This window comes from Caballeronia sp. TF1N1 (assembly GCF_022878925.1).
Classification (GTDB): Bacteria; Pseudomonadota; Gammaproteobacteria; order Burkholderiales; family Burkholderiaceae; genus Caballeronia.
Window position 1 is genome coordinate 2,514,377 of the sequence record NZ_CP084626.1, and the last position, 17,942, is coordinate 2,532,318.

The window sequence follows — 17,942 nt, forward strand, 5'->3', positions numbered from 1 at the left end:
TCTTTCAGTTCAGTGTGCCGCGGGCGTGGTGCCCGCGACGGGTGGTTGTGGACTTGTCACGGCGTCCACCACGCGCTCCATCTTCATGAAGCGCGAGCCTTTCGCGAGATACGTGGCGCCGGGTCCGAAGCCGGCTTGTTGCACTGCTTGAATCAGGGCGGCGACATCGTTGAAATGCGCGCCGGCCTGCTTCGATGCCGCAGCGTTGAATGCGTTCACGGAATCGACGCTCGCGTCGCCCAACGCGAAGAGCGCGTCGATTCCGCGTTGTGCCGCATAAGCGCCGACTTCGCGATGGAACGCTGGACCTTCTTCGCCTACTTCGCCCATGTCGCCCATGACGAGCACGCGCGGCGATGCCTGCGATGCGAGCACGTCGATGGCCGCGCGCATGGAGTCGGGGTTGGAGTTGTACGTGTCGTCGATCACGGTGGCGCCGGAAAGCGCGCCAAGCACCGCGCGCTTCACTTGCAGACGTCCCTTGACCGGCTGAAATGCTTCGAGACCGCGCTTGACGGCATCGAGCGATACGCCTGCAGCCAGTGCCGCCGCCGTTGCGGCCAATGCGTTGCGCGCGTTGTGATCGCCAAGCACGGCAAGCGCGATGTCGATCTCGCCTTGCGGCGAGCGAACGTGCACCGTCGTGCCGTCGAGCGTGCCGGTGACGGCCGCCTTCGCTGCGTCCTCGCTCAATGCGAAGTCCATGATCGGATTGCCGGTCGCGGCCACGCGCCAGATGCTCGCGTAGTGATCGTCGGCGGGAAACACGGCCGTGCCGGTTTCGCCGAGCGCGTGAATGACCGATGCATGTTCGAGCGCGACGGCTTCCACCGTTGCCATGAATTCCTGATGCTCGCGTTGCGCGTTGTTCACCACGGCGACGGTCGGCGCGGCGATCTTGCCGAGCACACTCGTTTCGCCGGGATGATTCATGCCGAGTTCGACGACCGCGAGCTTGTGCGCCGCGTTCAGGCGAAACAACGTGAGCGGCAAACCGATGTCGTTGTTGAAGTTGCCGGCCGTGGCGAGCCGCGCATCTTCGCCGACCGCGGCCGCGAAGATCGACGAGATCATTTCCTTGACCGTGGTCTTGCCGTTGCTGCCGGTAACGGCGACGAGCGGCATGGCAAAGCGCTCACGCCAGCCGTGTGCCAGCGCACCGAGCCCGATGCGCGTGTCCTTTACCTTGATGACTGGCAGCGGCCAGGCATTCCCGGATGATGGCTCGCGCGAAACGAGCGCCGCCGACGCACCGCCCTTTGCAACCTGATCGAGGAAGTCGTGCGCATCGAAACGATCGCCCTTCACCGCTACGAAGAGATCGCCGGCCTGAACCGCGCGGCTGTCGGTGACGATGCGTTCGATCGCGAGGTTTTCATCGCCCTGCAAAACGGCGCCGGGAATGAGCGCTGCGGCTTCGCGCAAGGTGAACATGGTCATTCGCCGCCTCCGCGCTGCTGCGTGGCACGTGCGGCAAGCGCGAGGCGTGCGTGGTCCTGATCCGAGAAAGCGCGTTTCTTGCCCATGATTTCCTGCGTGGCTTCGTGGCCCTTTCCGGCCAGCACGACGACGTCTTCGCGCGCCGCCGCGCGAATCGCCTGCAAGATCGCGCTCGCGCGATCTTCGATACGGCGCGCTTTCCTGGCGTCCTTCATGCCGCCCGCGATCTGGTCGATGATCGCTTGCGGGTCTTCGCTGCGCGGGTTGTCGCTCGTGATGACGATCTGATCGGCAAGGCGCTCGGCAATCGCGCCCATGAGCGGGCGCTTGGTCGCGTCGCGGTCGCCGCCGCAACCGAACATGCAGACGAGTTCGCCGCCGCGCGCAGTCGCGATTGGACGCAAGGCGGCGAGTGTCTTGTCGAGCGCGTCGGGCGTATGCGCGTAGTCGATCACGACGAGCGGCTCATCGCTTTGCGGCCGTCCGCCGAGCCGCTCCATGCGGCCGTTCACCGATTCGAGTTTCGCGATGCGTGCAAGCGCGGTGTCGAACGGCACGCCGACTTCGAGCAGCACGCCGAGCACGGAAAGCAGATTACTGACGTTGAAGGCGCCGAGCGTGCCGACCTCCACGTCGGCTTCGCCCCAGTCCGACGAAAGATGAAACGCGGTGCCCGTTGCGGTGGCGCGCACGTTGGTCGCGAGCAAAAGCGCATCGGCGCTTGGCACGGCGTTCACGGGAATGTCGACGCCGTATGCAATCGTGCGCACCTTGCCGCGCAGCGATTCGATCAAACGTTGTCCCGCCGCGTCGTCGCGATTGACGATTGCGGTTTTGAGCGTGGGCCACGCGAAAAGACGCGCCTTGGCGGCTTCGTATGCGTCGAAAGTGCCGTGATAGTCGAGATGATCCTGCGTGAGGTTCGTGAAGATGGCGAGGTCGAAATCCGTGCCGTTCACGCGCCCTTGATGCAGCGCATGCGACGAGACTTCCATCGCCACGCCCTCCGCGCCCTGCGTCTTGAGTTGCGCGAGATTGCGCTGAAGCTGTGCCGCGTCGGGCGTGGTGAAGCCGGTATGCACGAGCTTGCCCGGCATGCCGATACCCAACGTGCCCACGATTGCGCACGGCCGGCCGAGCGCGGTGAGCGCGGTGGCAATCCACTGACTGCACGAAGTCTTGCCATTGGTGCCCGTCACGCCAACGGTGAGCATCGACGCGGTCGGCTCGCCGTACCAGGCAGCGGCAATCGGGCCGGCAAGTTCGTTGAGTTTTGCGACGGCGAGCGTCTTCGACGCATCCGGCTTGCCCGTGAAGTTTTCCGGCTGATACAGCGCCGCCACCGCGCCCACTGCGAGCGCGGCATTCAGATAAGAACGGTTGTCCGCGCCATCGACGGCATAGGCCAGAAACACGTCGCCGCTCTTGAGTGAGCGCGTGTCGGCATGCAGGTTCGCCGAGGGTTGCGCATGTGCGCGCAGCCATTCGACCGCGTTCGATATCTGGCGGGCCTGCGCGCTCATCGCACGACTCCCGGATGCGTCTTCGTATTGCTCGACACTGCGTATTTCTTCGCGGCTATTGCGTTGTTGGCGTTGTTCGCGGGCTGCTTCGCCGGCGGTTGCGTTGCGGAGTTCGAATCGTCGGTCACGACCATTTGCTTGACCGGCATGTCGGGCGGCACATTGAGCGCACGCAGCGTGTCGCCGGCGATGGCCGAGAAAACGGGACCCGAAACCTGGCCGCCGAAGTGACTGCCCGCCGTCGGTTCATCGACCGATACGGCCACGACGATGCGCGGATTCGGCATTGGCGCCATGCCGACGAACGACGCGCGATACTTCGAATGGTCGTAACCGCGACCCGCATGCTTGTACGCGGTGCCGCTCTTGCCGCCGACGCGATAGCCCGGCACCGCTGCATCCGGCGACGTGCCGCCCTTCGACACCACGGTTTCGAGCATGGCGCGCACTTCACGCGCGGTGGTTGGCGAAAACACTTGCTGACCCTGCGCCGGTTGATCGCCCGGCGTGCGGAAAATGGACACCGGCATGACCTGACCGTCGTGCGCAATCGCGGTATAAGCGCGTGCTAGCTGAAACAGCGAAGCAGACAAGCCGTAGCCATAAGACATGGTTGCCTGCTCGATGCGCCGCCAGCTCTTCCACGGCCGCAACCGTCCCGTCACCGCGCCAGGGAAACCAACCTTCGGCGCCTGACCAAGACCGAGGCTCGTGTACATGTTCCACATTTCTTCGGCGCGCAATTGCATCGCAATTTTGGTCGCGCCGATATTGCTCGATTTCTGAATCACTCCACCGACAGTGAGCGTGCCGAAACCCGAATCGTCCGTGATGCGCGCGCCGTCCAGCACGAACGTGCCGCCGCCCGTTTCGACGAGCGTATTCGGCGTCACGCGATGCAAATCCAGCGCGAGCGAAACGGTGAACGGCTTCATGATCGAGCCTGGCTCGAAAGTGTCCGTGAGAATGCGGTTGCGCAACTGCTCGCCAGTCATGCGCGTGCGGTCGTTCGGGTTGTACGTGGGATAGTTGACGAGCGCGAGTACTTCGCCCGTTTTGGTGTCGATCACAATTGCAGCGCCAGCCTTCGCCTTCGACTTCTCGACCGCAGCCTTCAGATTCGTGTACGCGATGTACTGAATCTTGCTGTCGATCGAGAGTTCGACGTCCGTACCATTATGCGGCACGACCTGCTCGTCGACATCCTCGACGATATGACCCATGCGGTCCTTGATGACGCGACGCATGCCAGGCGTACCCGCGAGAACACCTTGGTCGCCGAGTTCGACGCCTTCTTGTCCCTTGTCTTCAATATTAGTAAAGCCGATCAGATGCGCAGTGATTTCGCCTTCCGGATAGAAGCGCTTGTATTCGCCGCGCGAATAGATGCCGGGAACGTCGAGCTCCGCGACCTTTTGCGCGACTTCGAGCGGCACCTGACGCTTCACGTAGACGAAGGTCTTGTCCATCGAGAGTTTCGCGCGCAGATCTTTCTGCGTCATGTCGAGCAACTTTGCGAGTTGCGCAAGCTTGTCCGCGCCGAGGTCGTTCGGCACGGCTTCGGGAATCGCCCAGATGGCCTTCACCGGCAGACTCGTGGCGAGCACGAGACCGTTACGGTCGCGAATCTGGCCGCGCGTGGCGGGCATTTCCAGCGTGCGTTGATAGCGGCTTTCGCCTTGCTTCTTGAAGAACGCGTTGCCCGGACCCTGGATCCAGAATGCCCGCCCGGCGAGCGCGACGAACGCCATGAACAACATGAACACGACCAGCTTCGAGCGCCACATGGGCAGACGCACTGCAAGGATCGGATTCGGCGTGTAGGCGACGTCCTTTTGTTTCGCGGATTTTTTCATCGTTTGGCTCCGCGTGCGGGCGGCGCCGACGCGGGCAGCGGCGGCGGCATGGGCGCGTCGGCGGCCTTGAAGGTCGCCGGGTCGTAGGTCAGGTATTGCGTGCGGCCGGTAGCGACGGGCTGCATCTTCAACGAGTTAGTAGCCAATTGCTCGATGCGCGAGGTCTTCGACAACGCGCTCTGCTGATACTGAAACTGCGCATAATCCTGCTGCAACTGACGCTCTTGCGACTGCGCTCTTTGCAATTCGATGAACACTTGCCGCTGCTTGTTGGTGGCGCTGACGACCGACAACGCGCACCCGAGCACGACGATCAACAGGAAGATGTTGAGGCGATTCATGGCGCGATCCGCTCCGCGATACGCATGACCGCGGACCGGGCGCGCGGGTTGGCGGCGACTTCAGCGTCGCTCGGAAACACGCGGCCCACGACCCGCAACGGCGGGCTGGGAAGATCGACCGCGCGGATCGGCAAGCGACGGTCCACGGCGGGCGCGCTGGCATGCGCCTGCATGAAACGCTTGACGATCCGGTCTTCGAGCGAATGAAAGCTGATCACGACCAGCCGCCCCCCTTGCTCCAACAACGAAAGTGCCGACTCAAGTACTACTTGCAGCTCCGCAAGCTCTTGATTGACGTGAATCCGTATAGCTTGAAAGGTGCGAGTTGCCGGGTCCTTGCCCTTCTCACGGGTTTTGACGACGTGACCCACGATTTCGGCAAGCTCGCTCGTGCTGTCGAGAGGCCCAAGACGCTCGGACTCTGCCCTGCGAGCAACAAGCGCCTTTGCAATCTGAAAAGCAAACCGTTCTTCCCCATAATCTCTGATCACCTCCGTGAGTTCCTGCACCGTTGCCCGCGCGAGCCACTCTGCCGCCGACTCCCCTCGAGTCGGGTCCATGCGCATGTCGAGCGGACCTTGCGCGCGAAAACTGAAGCCGCGCTCCGGGTCGTCCACTTGTGGCGACGACACGCCCAGGTCCAGCAACACGCCCGACACTCGCCCCATCCCACGCTCGCTCGCCGTATCGCGCAGGGCAGCGAAACTGTCATGCACAATCGAAAAGCGTGAGTCTTGTATCTGTTGCGCCGTGGCGATTGCGAGCGGGTCTTTGTCGAAGGCGACGAGCCGCCCCGCTTCGCCCAGCCGATCCAGAATGCCCCGGCTATGTCCGCCGCGCCCGAAAGTGCCATCTATATAGATGCCGTCCGCGCGCGTGATCAGCCCGTCAATTGCTTCGTTTAGCAGCACCGTGCGATGCTGCAGTTCATTTCTCATCGCAGGTGCCATGTTTTTAGCGCCGCGTCAGAAAGTGAAATTCTTCAGCGCGTCGGGCATGCCCTGCGCCATCGCCGCGGCTTCCTTCGCCGAATAGGTCTGCGAATCCCATAATTCGAAGTGCACGCCCATGCCGAGCAGGGTCACTTCTTTTTCAAGCGATGCGGCAGAGCGCAGTTCGGGCGAGACCAATACGCGGCCGGCGCCGTCCATTTCCACATCCATTGCGTTGCCGAGAAAGATGCGCCGCCACCACATGGCTTCCATGGGAAGCGCGGCGACTTTGGCGCGAAAGACTTCCCACTCCGGGCGAGGAAACAGCAACAGGCATCCATCCGGGCTCTTCGTGAGCGTCACCCGGCCTTCTGCCTGCCCTTGCAGCGCTTCCCGATAGCGAGACGGAACCGACATCCGTCCTTTCGCATCGAGCGTCAGCGCCGACGCTCCCTGGAACACTCGCCCTTCTCCCTGTGCTGACGCCCCCGTTGGCGCCCGTCTTTTTGCGAAGTAGCCTTAAAGTGACTCCGAAATCACACAAAAGACCACTTTCTGACACTGTCTCCCACTTTAGTGGAAGGCATTTCCTCGGTCAAGACGCGAAACTTTTTTTCGAGTAGTTTTTGCCCGTTAGAACAAGGACTTAGCGCAGGAGCTTAAAGTAGCACAAAGTAGAAAAGCGTTATAAATTATAGAGCTAGTGGACGATGTGAAAGTGTTACGTGAATTTGACCGACAAAATGAATGAAATGTAACCGTTCTTATAGGCGGATTTGCCGCCTCCGCGCACGCGCAAAGGTAATTTGGTCGATGGAGCAGGCCATCGACCATAAGACTGCCGTCTAAATATAGTAAGCGGTGCGGGTCATGATCTTCGATGCTGCGCGCATCAACGCTCGCACGGGGAACGGAACCTCACCACCGCCCGCTCCGATAGCCGCGGCAGCATGTGCGGCTTCGTCCTGCCGCATCTGCTCGACGATCGCGCGCGACGCGTGATCGTTTTGCGGCAGCGTCTTCATGTGGCCATCGAGATGTTGCTCCACCTGACGCTCGGTTTCAGCCATGAAACCCAGGCTCGCGCGATCGCCGAGGCGTCCGGCTGCAAAGCCGATGGCCAGTGCGCCTGCGTACCACAACGGATTGAGCAGGCTCGGGCGCGAATCGAGATCGCGAAGGCGCTTGGACGTCCATGCGAGATGGTCTTCTTCCTCGCGCGCGGCGTGTTCGAAGCTCGCCTTCAGCTGCGGGCTATTGGTCGCCAGCTTCTGGGCCTGATAAAGCGCTTGCGCGCAGACTTCGCCGACATGGTTCACGCGCATCAGACCAGCGGCGTGCGACCGCTCCTTCTCGTCGAGCGCGGGTTCGTCGATGCCCGGAAGGCTCATCTCCGACTGACCGAGCGCGTTCGGCTCCGGAACCGGCCGCGACATGCGGCTGATACCTGCCATGGAACGCAGGCCGCGGTCGAATTCGCTGATGACTTCGTCTAGCGTCATGGTTTTTCTCCCTCATCTCGTTGCGCGGAATTCGATGCTCTTCGCCTTCTTTCAGCAAGCCACATTCTCTGGCAAGAAATATCCAAAGCAGGCTTTTTGAACTAATCAAATTTTGAATTAGGGCAAACGCGAGTCATAAAATTACTGCAAAACCAAGATTTTAGCGCATGTTGCAAAAACGTCACACGAGGTGCGCAGACCGGCCCCTTTTCCTTTGTCGCCCAAGGCCTCTTTGTTACATTACGTCTCAACTTCATTCAGAAGTGCCCGGCAGGGACGTCAACACACTGGCGCTAGAACAGTGACCTTGCCCAAAAGTCGCAAACACTCCTTGGAGATCTATTCAATGAAAAAGTCGCTTCTCGCTTTGGCCGCTTTGGGCACCTTCGCTGGCGCCGCCCACGCGCAAAGCAGCGTGACGCTGTACGGCATCATCGACGCTGGCTTCCTGTACTCGAACAATAGCGCTGGTCAGAAGTTGTATGCCTTGAACAGCGGCAACGTGCAGGGCAGCCGTTGGGGCCTGCGTGGTACGGAAGATCTTGGCGGCGGTCTGAAGGCCCTCTTCGTGTTGGAAAACGGCTTCAACGTGTTCAACGGCGCGCTGGGTCAAGGCGGCGACGAGTTCGGCCGTCAGGCTTACGTCGGTCTGTCGACGGCGCAATACGGCACGGTCACGTTGGGTCGTCAGTACGACTCCGTGGTTGACTTCACCGGCGCGTTCGAAGTCGGCAGCCAGTGGGCGACGTACTTCGGTGCGCACCCGGGCGACCTCGACAACATGAACAACTCGTTGCGCGTCAACAATTCGGTCAAGTTCACGAGCGCCAACTACGCCGGCTTCACGTTCGGCGGCTTGTACAGCCTGGGCGGCAACGCAGGTCAGTTCAATCGCAACCAGATCTGGTCGGCTGGCCTCGGCTACTCGCAAGGCCCGTTGCAATTGGGCGCTGCGTACTTGAACGTCAAGGACCCGAACTATTCGTTCTTCGGCAACAACACGACCTCGCGCACGGCTGCAACGGCCGGTACGGCTTCGAACTTCCCGAACAGCCGCGTGATCTCGGGCTTCGCATCGGCTCACACGCAACAAGTGATCTCGGCGGGCGGTGCTTATACGTTCGGCGCGGCAACGGTCGGCGCGACGTACAGCAACACGCAGTTCAAGGATGTCGGCCGCGAAGCCGGCGCCGGCCTCAACCCGGCTGCTTACACGGGCGGTTCGGGCAAGTTCCACAACGCCGAACTCAACTTCAAGTATCAGTTGACCCCGGCTCTGCTGCTCGGCGTCGCTTACGACTACACGAAGGGCTACGGCCTGGCCGATGCCAAGTACCACCAAGGCATGCTCGGCGCGGACTACTTCCTCTCCAAGCGCACGGACGTGTATATCGACGGTGTGTACCAACACGCAACGGGTACGGATTCGACGCAACGCGCAGCAGTTGCAAGCATCAACGGTCTGTCGCCGTCGTCGACGTCGAACCAGGTCGCGGCACTGGTCGGTATTCGCCACAAGTTCTAACAAGTCTTAACATAGCGGTATCTCTTGAAAGGCGCCTTTGGGCGCCTTTTTTATATGGCATGGCGCGTCGGGCATAACCGCTTCTATGCGATGCAAAGAAAAAAGCCTTCGGTCTTTCGACACGAAGGCTTTTCCATTTGCCAAATCGATTCTTCAGGCCGTGCCGTCGCGCAATTCGCGCCGCAAAATCTTGCCGACATTGCTCTTCGGCAGGTCGTTGCGAAACTCGATGATGCGCGGCCGCTTGTACCCCGTCAGCCGCTCCTTGCAGAACGCCACGACATCCGCTTCGGTCAGGCTCTGATCACGGCGCACGATGAAGAGCTTCACCGCCTCGCCCGAGTTCTGATCCTTCACGCCGACCGCGGCCACTTCGAACACGCCGGGCAGCATGGCGACCACGTCCTCGATCTCGTTCGGATAAACATTGAAGCCGGACACGAGAATCATGTCCTTCTTGCGATCGACGATTTTCACGTAACCGCGATCATCGAAGACGCCCACGTCGCCCGAGCGGAAGAAGCCGTCGGGCGTCATCACCTTTGCGGTTTCGTCGGGGCGGTTCCAGTAGCCCGCCATGACTTGCGGACCGCGAATGCAGATTTCGCCGGGCTGACCGAACGGAACGTCGTTGTTGTCGTCGTCGCGAATGACGATTTCCGTCGATGGCAACGGCAAGCCGATCGTCCCCGTATATTCCATCGCCGTGACCGGATTGCAGGTCACACAGGGTGACGTTTCGGACAACCCGTAGCCTTCGACAATCGGCACGCCCGTCTTCGCGAACCAGCGTTTGGCGACGGCTTCCTGCACCGCCATGCCGCCGCCATTCGCCGCGATGAGCTTGGAGAAATCCAGCTGGTCGAAATCGGGATGATTCAACAGCGCGTTATAGAGCGTGTTGACGGCCGGAAACGTATTGATCTGTATGCCCTTTAGTTCCTTGATCGTCCCCGCGATATCGCGTGGATTCGGAATCAGCACGCCAAGTCCGCCGGTGCGGATCGTCAGCATGCCGCACACCGTCAGCGCGAAGATGTGATAAAGCGGCAACGCGACCACGCAGATGAACTGGTCGATATCGGGCCGGCGCTTGCGTGCCGGATCCAGCCAGACTTCGGATTGCAACACGTTCGCGATCAGGTTGCGATGCAAAAGCGTCGCGCCCTTGGCGACGCCCGTCGTGCCGCCCGTGTATTGCAGGAACGCGACGTCATCGGGACTTTGTTCGACGCTATGAAACGTGGCGCGTCCACCTTCGCTGAGCGCGTCATTGAAGCGAACCCGTCCGGGCAAACTCCACTCGGGCACGAGCTTCTTCACGCGCCGCACGACCAGATTGACGACGAGCCCTTTCAAACCCATGAGGTCGCCGAGCGCGGCGACAACCACGTGTTTGATGGCCGTGTTCTTCACCACGGCTTGCAGCGTATGCGCGAAATTCTCGAGCAAGACGATGGCTTCCGCGCCGCTGTCCTTCAACTGATGTTCGAGCTCACGCGGTGTGTACAGCGGATTGACGTTGACGACGATATAACCCGCGCGCAGAACCGCCGCAATCGCGATCGGATATTGCAACACGTTGGGCATCATCAACGCGACGCGCGCGCCGGGCTTGAGACCCTTCGTCTGAAACCATGCCGCGAGCTTTTTCGACATGTCGTCGAGTTCGCCGTAGGTAATCGACTTGCCCATGCAGACGAACGCGCGCCGGTCGCGGTTCTTGCGGAAACTGTCTTCGAGCAACTGGGAAACCGACCGGTACGCGGAAACGTCGATTTCAGCCGGTACGCCGTCCGGGTAGGACTTCAACCATGGTTTTTCCATGCGGCGTCTCCTTCTTATTGGAATTTAGAATGATCGTGCGAAAACGAGATGCTAGCTGCTTGCCTCGCTTCCGACAATTGGGTTAGACGCCGCCTTCCAGACTCGTTCCGGCCTGCTCTTTCATTACGACTCAATGCATTGACTCCACTTCAACCAGGCAGTCGTAAAACGTCGCCGATCCCCCCAGATCGGTCAGTGCCTGGCTCGTTACCTGATTGGCGTTACGGCCATCGGGGGACAACTTCTTCCACCAGATCGACAACCCGACCACGACGCCCTCCTTCGCGCGTTCGGTTACACGGGCGCGCGCCTGCATCGAGCCGCGATCGTTGAAGATGCGAACCAGCACGCCGTCTTCGATACCGCGGAGTTCGGCATCGGCAGGATGGATATCGAGATGCGGCTGGCCTTCGGTCGCGCGCAGACTCTCGACGTTCACGAAACTGCTGTTCAGGAAATTGCGCGCGGGCGGCGAGATCATCGCGAGCGGATAGCGCGCCGCGAGTTCGGGCGAGCCGTCCGTCGATTCGTACGGCGGCAGATAATCGGGCAGCGGATCGAGTCCTTCGTTTTTCAGACGTTCGCTATAAAACTCGCACTTGCCCGAAGGCGTGCGAAAGGCGCCTTGAGCCAAGGGCGCATCGGCAAGATTGAGTTTCAGCCAACCCGTCTCTTTGAGCGCGTTCCAGTCCTGACCTTGGAGCGTCGCATCGGCCCAGCGAAAGGCTTTCGATGCAATCTGTTCGTCGGTCTCGAAGAGTGCCGGTTCGGTGAGGCCCATGGCGCGCGCGAGACCTCGAAAGATGTCTGTATTCGTGCGCGCTTCGCCGACCGGTTGAATGGCCGGCAAGTTGGCCATCACATGCGTATGCCCGTAAGACTTATGGACGTCCAAGTGTTCGAGCTGTGTCGTCGCCGGGAAAATCAGATCGGCATAGTCAGCCGTATCGGTCTGAAAGTGTTCGAGGACAATGGTGAACAGATCGTCACGCGCAAAGCCCGCGGCGACTTTCGCGGAGTCGGGCGCCACGGCCACCGGGTTCGAGTTATAGACGATCAGCGCTTCGATCTTCGGGCCGAATGCGTCGTCTCCGGGGTTCAGCAGCGCGTCGCCGATAGCGTTCATATTGACGATGCGCGGCAGTTTCGACGGCCAGCCGGGCGACAGGTTCGGACGTTCGAGCGCGTTTCCATCGACCGGTGTCCAGCCCGACGACGACAGCAGCAGTCCGCCCGCGCGCTCACGCCATGCGCCCGTGAGCGACGGCAGACAGGCAATGGCGCGGACCGCATTGCCGCCGCCGCGCACGCGCTGCATACCGTAATTCAGGCGAATCGACGCCTTCCTGGTAGAACCGAATGCGCGCGCGAGATCGATCACCGTCTTCTCGTCAAGACCGCATATCGACGCCACGCGCGAAGGCGGAAACTGCGCCGCGCGCGCCTTGAGTTCTTCGAAGCCGAGCGTGTGAGCATCGACATATTCGCGGTCGATGAGATCCTCGCGAATCAAAACGTCGATCATGCCGAGCGCGAGCGCAGCGTCCGTTCCGGGCCGCAGCGCGATATGTTGATGACACTTTTCCGCCGTCAGTGACCGATACGGATCGATTGCGATCAACTTGGCGCCGCGCCGCTTTGCTTCCTGCGCACGCGTCCAGAAATGCAGGCTCGACGCGATCGGATTCGCTCCCCAGATCAGGATGATCTCGCTTTCCTCGAAAAACTCGGTATGCATGCCGAGGCTCGCGCCGTATGTGTAGCGCAAGCCGGCAGTCCCGGCGGCGGCGCAGATCGTCCGATCGAGCCGCGACGCGCCGAGCACATTGAAAAAACGCGCCGCAATGCTCTCGCCTTGTACCAGTCCCATCGTGCCTGCATAGCTGTACGGGAGAATCGCTTCGGGCGCGCGCTGTGCAATCGACTTCAGCTTGTTGGCAGCCAAGGTGAGCGCGGCATTCCAGCTAATTGCCTCGAAGCGCCCTTCGCCTTTCCGGCCGACGCGGCGCAACGGCGTGAGCAGTCGGTCTTTATGATGCGTGCGCTCGGCATAACGCGTCACCTTCGTGCAGAGCACGCCCTGCGTCGGCGGATGATCCGGATCGCCGCTGACCTTTACCGCTTTGCCGTCCTTGACCGTGACGCGCATTGCGCAGGTATCGGGACAGTCATGTGGGCAGACGGCTCGGGCGAACTCGGTTGGAGCGTTCATGGCATGGGTCCGGGATTACCAGATGAAAAGCGTCAGATGAGTCGATTTTATTATGGTCGCCGTGGGAACGACCGTTCAAATCATCAAATAATGACGGCGTAGAATGCAAGGACCGACGCAGTGTCAATGCGCAACGTCCGAATTCAAACGTGAGAACGGTTCCAAAATGAATCTGATCCCTGAAATCGAAGCATCGCACGAAGAAATCAAAGCTCTCCGACGAACGATTCATGCTCATCCGGAGCTGCGTTACGAAGAGACGGGGACGAGCAAGCTTGTCGCGGAAAGCCTCGAGCGATGGGGCATTACTGTGCATCGTGGGCTGGGAAAGACGGGCGTCGTCGGCGTGCTCAAGCGTGGCTCCGGCAACGGGTCGATCGGACTACGCGCCGATATGGACGCACTGCCCATTCAGGAAATCAACACCTTCGAGCATCGATCGACCCACCCCGGCCGCATGCACGCGTGCGGTCACGACGGGCACACTGCCATGCTGCTCGGCGCAGCAAAACATTTGGCGGAGCATGGCAACTTTAACGGCACGATTGTTTTCATCTTTCAGCCGGCCGAGGAAGGTGGCGCAGGCGCGCGTGCAATGATCGAAGACGGCTTGTTCAAGCGTTTCCCTGTCGATGCCGTCTTTGGGATTCACAACTGGCCGGGAATGCCTGCGGGGCACTTCGGCGTGGTTTCCGGTCCAATCATGGCGTCGAGCAATGAGTTTCGGATCACGATTCGCGGCATCGGCTCGCATGCGGCAATGCCTCATAACGGACGTGACCCGGTATTCACTGCTGTGCAGATCGCCAATGGGTTACAGGGCATCATTACTCGAAACAAGAAGCCTATCGATACTGCCGTGCTTTCGATCACCCAAATTCATGCTGGCGACGCGGTCAATGTCGTGCCGGATGAGGCATGGTTAGGTGGCACGGTGCGCACGTTCACGGTCGAGACTTTAGACGTTATCGAAGAACGTATGCGCAAGATCGTCGAAGCGACGGCATCGGCTTACGATTGCGAGGCGGAACTGCATTTTCATCGAAATTATCCACCGACGATCAACGACGCTGAGCAGACGAAGTTTGCGGCGGAAGCGATGACTGCCGTTGTAGGCAAGGATAAGGTGAACGCCTCAGTCGAACCAACAATGGGCGCGGAGGACTTTTCGTTCATGTTGCTTGAAAAGCCCGGGTGTTATGCGTTTCTCGGGAATGGCAACGGCGGTCATCGGGATCATGGACATGGTGCCGGTCCCTGCATGTTGCATAACGCCAGTTACGATTTCAATGACGATTTGTTGTCTGTCGGCTCGTCTTACTGGGTTCGATTGGCAGAGCGGTTCTTAGCTCGATAACCTCGATTTTTTATTTTGGCGCTGCTCAACCAAGCAGCGCTTTGCTTTGCGCGCCAATGCTGCAGAAATGCAAAAACCCCACCTGTTTGGGGGTGGGGTTTTTGTTGCTGCATGAGGAGCCTGACGATTACCTACTTTCACACGGGAGATCCGCACTATCATCGGCGTGGAGTCGTTTCACGGTCCTGTTCGGGATGGGAAGGGGTGGTACCAACTCGCTGTGGTCATCAGGCATGACTTGTTGTCGTGCGCCGGGTGGGCACACAACCAATCCGGGAAGAAGCAGTAAATGTTGGGTGGCGATTGTCGCACACGCATAACTCGCCAGTGGTTCAAACACACTGGTTATAGGATCAAGCCTTACGGGCAATTAGTATCAGTTAGCTCAATGCATTACTGCACTTACACACCTGACCTATCAACGTCCTGGTCTGGAACGACCCTTCAAGGGGCTCGAAGCCCCGGGGATATCTCATCTTAAGGCGAGTTTCCCGCTTAGATGCTTTCAGCGGTTATCTCTTCCGAACATAGCTACCCGGCGATGCCACTGGCGTGACAACCGGTACACCAGAGGTTCGTCCACTCCGGTCCTCTCGTACTAGGAGCAGCCCCCTTCAAATATCCAACGCCCACGGCAGATAGGGACCAAACTGTCTCACGACGTTTTAAACCCAGCTCACGTACCTCTTTAAATGGCGAACAGCCATACCCTTGGGACCGGCTACAGCCCCAGGATGAGATGAGCCGACATCGAGGTGCCAAACACCGCCGTCGATATGAACTCTTGGGCGGTATCAGCCTGTTATCCCCAGAGTACCTTTTATCCGTTGAGCGATGGCCCTTCCATACAGAACCACCGGATCACTATGACCTGCTTTCGCACCTGCTCGACTTGTCGGTCTCGCAGTTAAGCACGCTTATGCCATTGCACTATCAGCACGATTTCCGACCGTACCTAGCGTACCTTCGTACTCCTCCGTTACACTTTGGGAGGAGACCGCCCCAGTCAAACTGCCTACCATGCACTGTCCCCGATCCAGATCATGGACCAAGGTTAGAACCTCAAACAAACCAGGGTGGTATTTCAAGGACGGCTCCACCGAAACTAGCGTTCCGGTTTCATAGCCTCCCACCTATCCTACACAGATCGGTTCAAAGTCCAATGCAAAGCTACAGTAAAGGTTCATGGGGTCTTTCCGTCTAGCCGCGGGGAGATTGCATCATCACAAACACTTCAACTTCGCTGAGTCTCGGGAGGAGACAGTGTGGCCATCGTTACGCCATTCGTGCAGGTCGGAACTTACCCGACAAGGAATTTCGCTACCTTAGGACCGTTATAGTTACGGCCGCCGTTTACCGGGACTTCAATCAAGAGCTTGCACCCCATCATTTAATCTTCCGGCACCGGGCAGGCGTCACACCCTATACGTCCACTTTCGTGTTTGCAGAGTGCTGTGTTTTTATTAAACAGTCGCAGCCACCAGTTTATTGCAACCTCTTCACCCTTCCAGCGCAGGCTGGTTAAGCTACAGAGGCGTACCTTATCCCGAAGTTACGGTACCAATTTGCCGAGTTCCTTCTCCCGAGTTCTCTCAAGCGCCTTAGAATACTCATCTCGCCCACCTGTGTCGGTTTGCGGTACGGTCACTATTAGACTGAAGCTTAGAGGCTTTTCTTGGAACCACTTCCAATTGCTTCGCTTCCGAGGAAGCTCGCGCCACACCCTTGAATTATGTGCCCGGATTTGCCTGAGCACCTTCTCCAATGCAGCGACCGGGACGTCCAACACCCGGACAACCTTCCGCGATCCGTCCCCCCATCGCATCTAACAATGGTGCAGGAATATTGACCTGCTTCCCATCAGCTACGCATTTCTGCCTCGCCTTAGGGGCCGACTCACCCTACGCCGATGAACGTTGCGTAGGAAACCTTGGGCTTACGGCGAGGGGGCTTTTCACCCCCTTTATCGCTACTCATGTCAGCATTCGCACTTCCGATACCTCCAGCACGCTTTTCAACGCACCTTCGCAGGCTTACGGAACGCTCTCCTACCATGCATATAAATATGCATCCGCAGCTTCGGTGACTGGCTTGAGCCCCGTTACATCTTCCGCGCAGGACGACTCGATCAGTGAGCTATTACGCTTTCTTTAAAGGGTGGCTGCTTCTAAGCCAACCTCCTGACTGTTTTTGCCTTCCCACTTCGTTTCCCACTTAGCCAATCTTTGGGACCTTAGCTGGCGGTCTGGGTTGTTTCCCTCTTGACACCGGACGTTAGCACCCGATGTCTGTCTCCCGTGATTGCACTCTTCGGTATTCGGAGTTTGCTATGGCGTAGTAATCCGCAATGGACCCCACAACCATGACAGTGCTCTACCCCCGAAGGTGATACACGAGGCACTACCTAAATAGTTTTCGGAGAGAACCAGCTATTTCCAAGTTTGTTTAGCCTTTCACCCCTATCCACAGCTCATCCCCTAACTTTTCAACGTTAGTGGGTTCGGTCCTCCAGTACGTGTTACCGCACCTTCAACCTGGCCATGGATAGATCACTTGGTTTCGGGTCTACGCCCAGCAACTGATCGCCCTATTCGGACTCGCTTTCGCTACGCCTGCCTTAATCAGTTAAGCTCGCTACTGAACGTAAGTCGCTGACCCATTATACAAAAGGTACGCCGTCACCCCTTGCGAGGCTCCGACTGTTTGTATGCATGCGGTTTCAGGATCTATTTCACTCCCCTCCCGGGGTTCTTTTCGCCTTTCCCTCACGGTACTGGTTCACTATCGGTCGATCACGAGTATTTAGCCTTGGAGGATGGTCCCCCCATCTTCAGACAGGATTTCACGTGTCCCGCCCTACTTGTCGTACCCCTAGTTCTTCCACGCTGTTTTCGCTTACAGGGCTATCACCTGCTATGGCCGCACTTTCCAGAGCGTTCAGCTAACAACACAGATAAAGAGTACAGGCTGATCCCATTTCGCTCGCCACTACTCTGGGAATCTCGGTTGATTTCTTTTCCTGCGGTTACTTAGATGTTTCAGTTCACCGCGTTCGCTTCACTAAGCCTATGGATTCAGCTTAGGATGACCCATTCGGGCCGGGTTTCCCCATTCGGATATCGGTGGATCAAAGCTCGTTTGCCAGCTCCCCACCGCTTTTCGCAGGCTACCGCGTCCTTCATCGCCTGTGATCGCCAAGGCATCCACCACATGCACTTGTTCGCTTGACCCTATAACGAGTGTGTCTGCCAGCATTGCTGCCTTCAAGCCCACCGTCATAGGTTGAGTATTCGCGTTGTGCCGTATTCCAAAGCAATCTTTCGATCACCTTTTCATACTTGATACAATCACAACCCTGATTACCCTACTCACACCCATCTCTAAGTGCTTTCGAATAATCTCTTTACTACTTCTTCCAGATTGTTAA

11 protein-coding genes and 2 rRNA genes are annotated in these 17,942 nt (G+C 59.0%); 2 read left to right on the plus strand and 11 right to left on the minus strand.

The genetic code is table 11. From position 1 onward, the window contains the following. Positions 1-9 precede the first annotated feature (9 nt). From murF to coq7, 7 genes are all read right to left on the minus strand, one after another. Positions 10-1,440, minus strand: coding sequence for a UDP-N-acetylmuramoyl-tripeptide--D-alanyl-D-alanine ligase (gene murF, locus LDZ28_RS11700; RefSeq protein ID WP_244826306.1), 1,431 nt, complete (start codon positions 1,438-1,440; stop codon positions 10-12). After that, positions 1,437-2,963 carry a UDP-N-acetylmuramoyl-L-alanyl-D-glutamate--2,6-diaminopimelate ligase gene (locus LDZ28_RS11705; RefSeq protein ID WP_244826307.1) on the minus strand — a complete coding sequence of 509 codons (1,527 nt, stop codon included), beginning with the start codon at positions 2,961-2,963 and terminating at the stop codon, positions 1,437-1,439. Before LDZ28_RS11705 ends, murF begins: the two co-directional genes overlap by 4 nt. Then, entirely contained in the window at positions 2,960-4,819 is a 1,860-nt protein-coding gene (locus tag LDZ28_RS11710; RefSeq protein WP_244826308.1) for a penicillin-binding protein 2, read from the minus strand. Before LDZ28_RS11710 ends, LDZ28_RS11705 begins: the two co-directional genes overlap by 4 nt. After that, positions 4,816-5,160: a cell division protein FtsL gene (gene ftsL, locus LDZ28_RS11715; RefSeq protein WP_244826309.1), complete on the minus strand. Its 345-nt coding sequence runs from the start codon at positions 5,158-5,160 to the stop codon at positions 4,816-4,818. Before ftsL ends, LDZ28_RS11710 begins: the two co-directional genes overlap by 4 nt. Continuing rightward, complete coding sequence (gene rsmH, locus LDZ28_RS11720) at positions 5,157-6,110, minus strand: 16S rRNA (cytosine(1402)-N(4))-methyltransferase RsmH (protein ID WP_244826310.1); 954 nt, start codon at positions 6,108-6,110, stop codon at positions 5,157-5,159. The genes ftsL and rsmH overlap by 4 nt, the downstream gene beginning before the upstream one ends. Positions 6,111-6,125: 15 nt before the next feature. Beyond that, entirely contained in the window at positions 6,126-6,554 is a 429-nt protein-coding gene (gene mraZ, locus LDZ28_RS11725) for a division/cell wall cluster transcriptional repressor MraZ (protein WP_244826311.1), read from the minus strand. Positions 6,555-6,937: 383 nt separating this feature from the next. Next, positions 6,938-7,594, minus strand: a complete 657-nt coding sequence (coq7, locus tag LDZ28_RS11730; protein ID WP_244826312.1) for a 2-polyprenyl-3-methyl-6-methoxy-1,4-benzoquinone monooxygenase — start codon at positions 7,592-7,594, stop codon at positions 6,938-6,940. 346 nt (positions 7,595-7,940) lie between these two features. On the opposite strand from coq7, the gene LDZ28_RS11735 reads away from it, so the two are divergent. Continuing rightward, positions 7,941-9,119, plus strand: a complete 1,179-nt coding sequence (locus LDZ28_RS11735; protein ID WP_244826313.1) for a porin — start codon at positions 7,941-7,943, stop codon at positions 9,117-9,119. 153 nt (positions 9,120-9,272) lie between these two features. Here LDZ28_RS11735 and LDZ28_RS11740 read toward each other — a convergent pair whose 3' ends face one another. Continuing rightward, the gene (locus LDZ28_RS11740; RefSeq protein ID WP_244826314.1) at positions 9,273-10,946 is read right to left on the minus strand and encodes a long-chain fatty acid--CoA ligase; all 1,674 of its coding nucleotides are present in this window, start codon (positions 10,944-10,946) and stop codon (positions 9,273-9,275) included. A 130-nt stretch (positions 10,947-11,076) separates the two neighbouring features. Then, positions 11,077-13,158, minus strand: coding sequence for a molybdopterin-dependent oxidoreductase (locus tag LDZ28_RS11745; RefSeq protein WP_244826315.1), 2,082 nt, complete (start codon positions 13,156-13,158; stop codon positions 11,077-11,079). A 166-nt stretch (positions 13,159-13,324) separates the two neighbouring features. Here LDZ28_RS11745 and LDZ28_RS11750 point away from each other — a divergent pair, with 166 nt between their 5' ends. Next, complete coding sequence (locus tag LDZ28_RS11750; RefSeq protein ID WP_244826316.1) at positions 13,325-14,515, plus strand: M20 aminoacylase family protein; 1,191 nt, start codon at positions 13,325-13,327, stop codon at positions 14,513-14,515. 118 nt (positions 14,516-14,633) lie between these two features. Here the strand turns inward: LDZ28_RS11750 and rrf are convergent. After that, positions 14,634-14,747: ribosomal RNA gene (rrf, locus tag LDZ28_RS11755) — 5S ribosomal RNA — on the minus strand. A gap of 117 nt (positions 14,748-14,864) precedes the next feature. Next, a 23S ribosomal RNA gene (locus LDZ28_RS11760) occupies positions 14,865-17,745 on the minus strand. Positions 17,746-17,942: the final 197 nt, after the last annotated feature.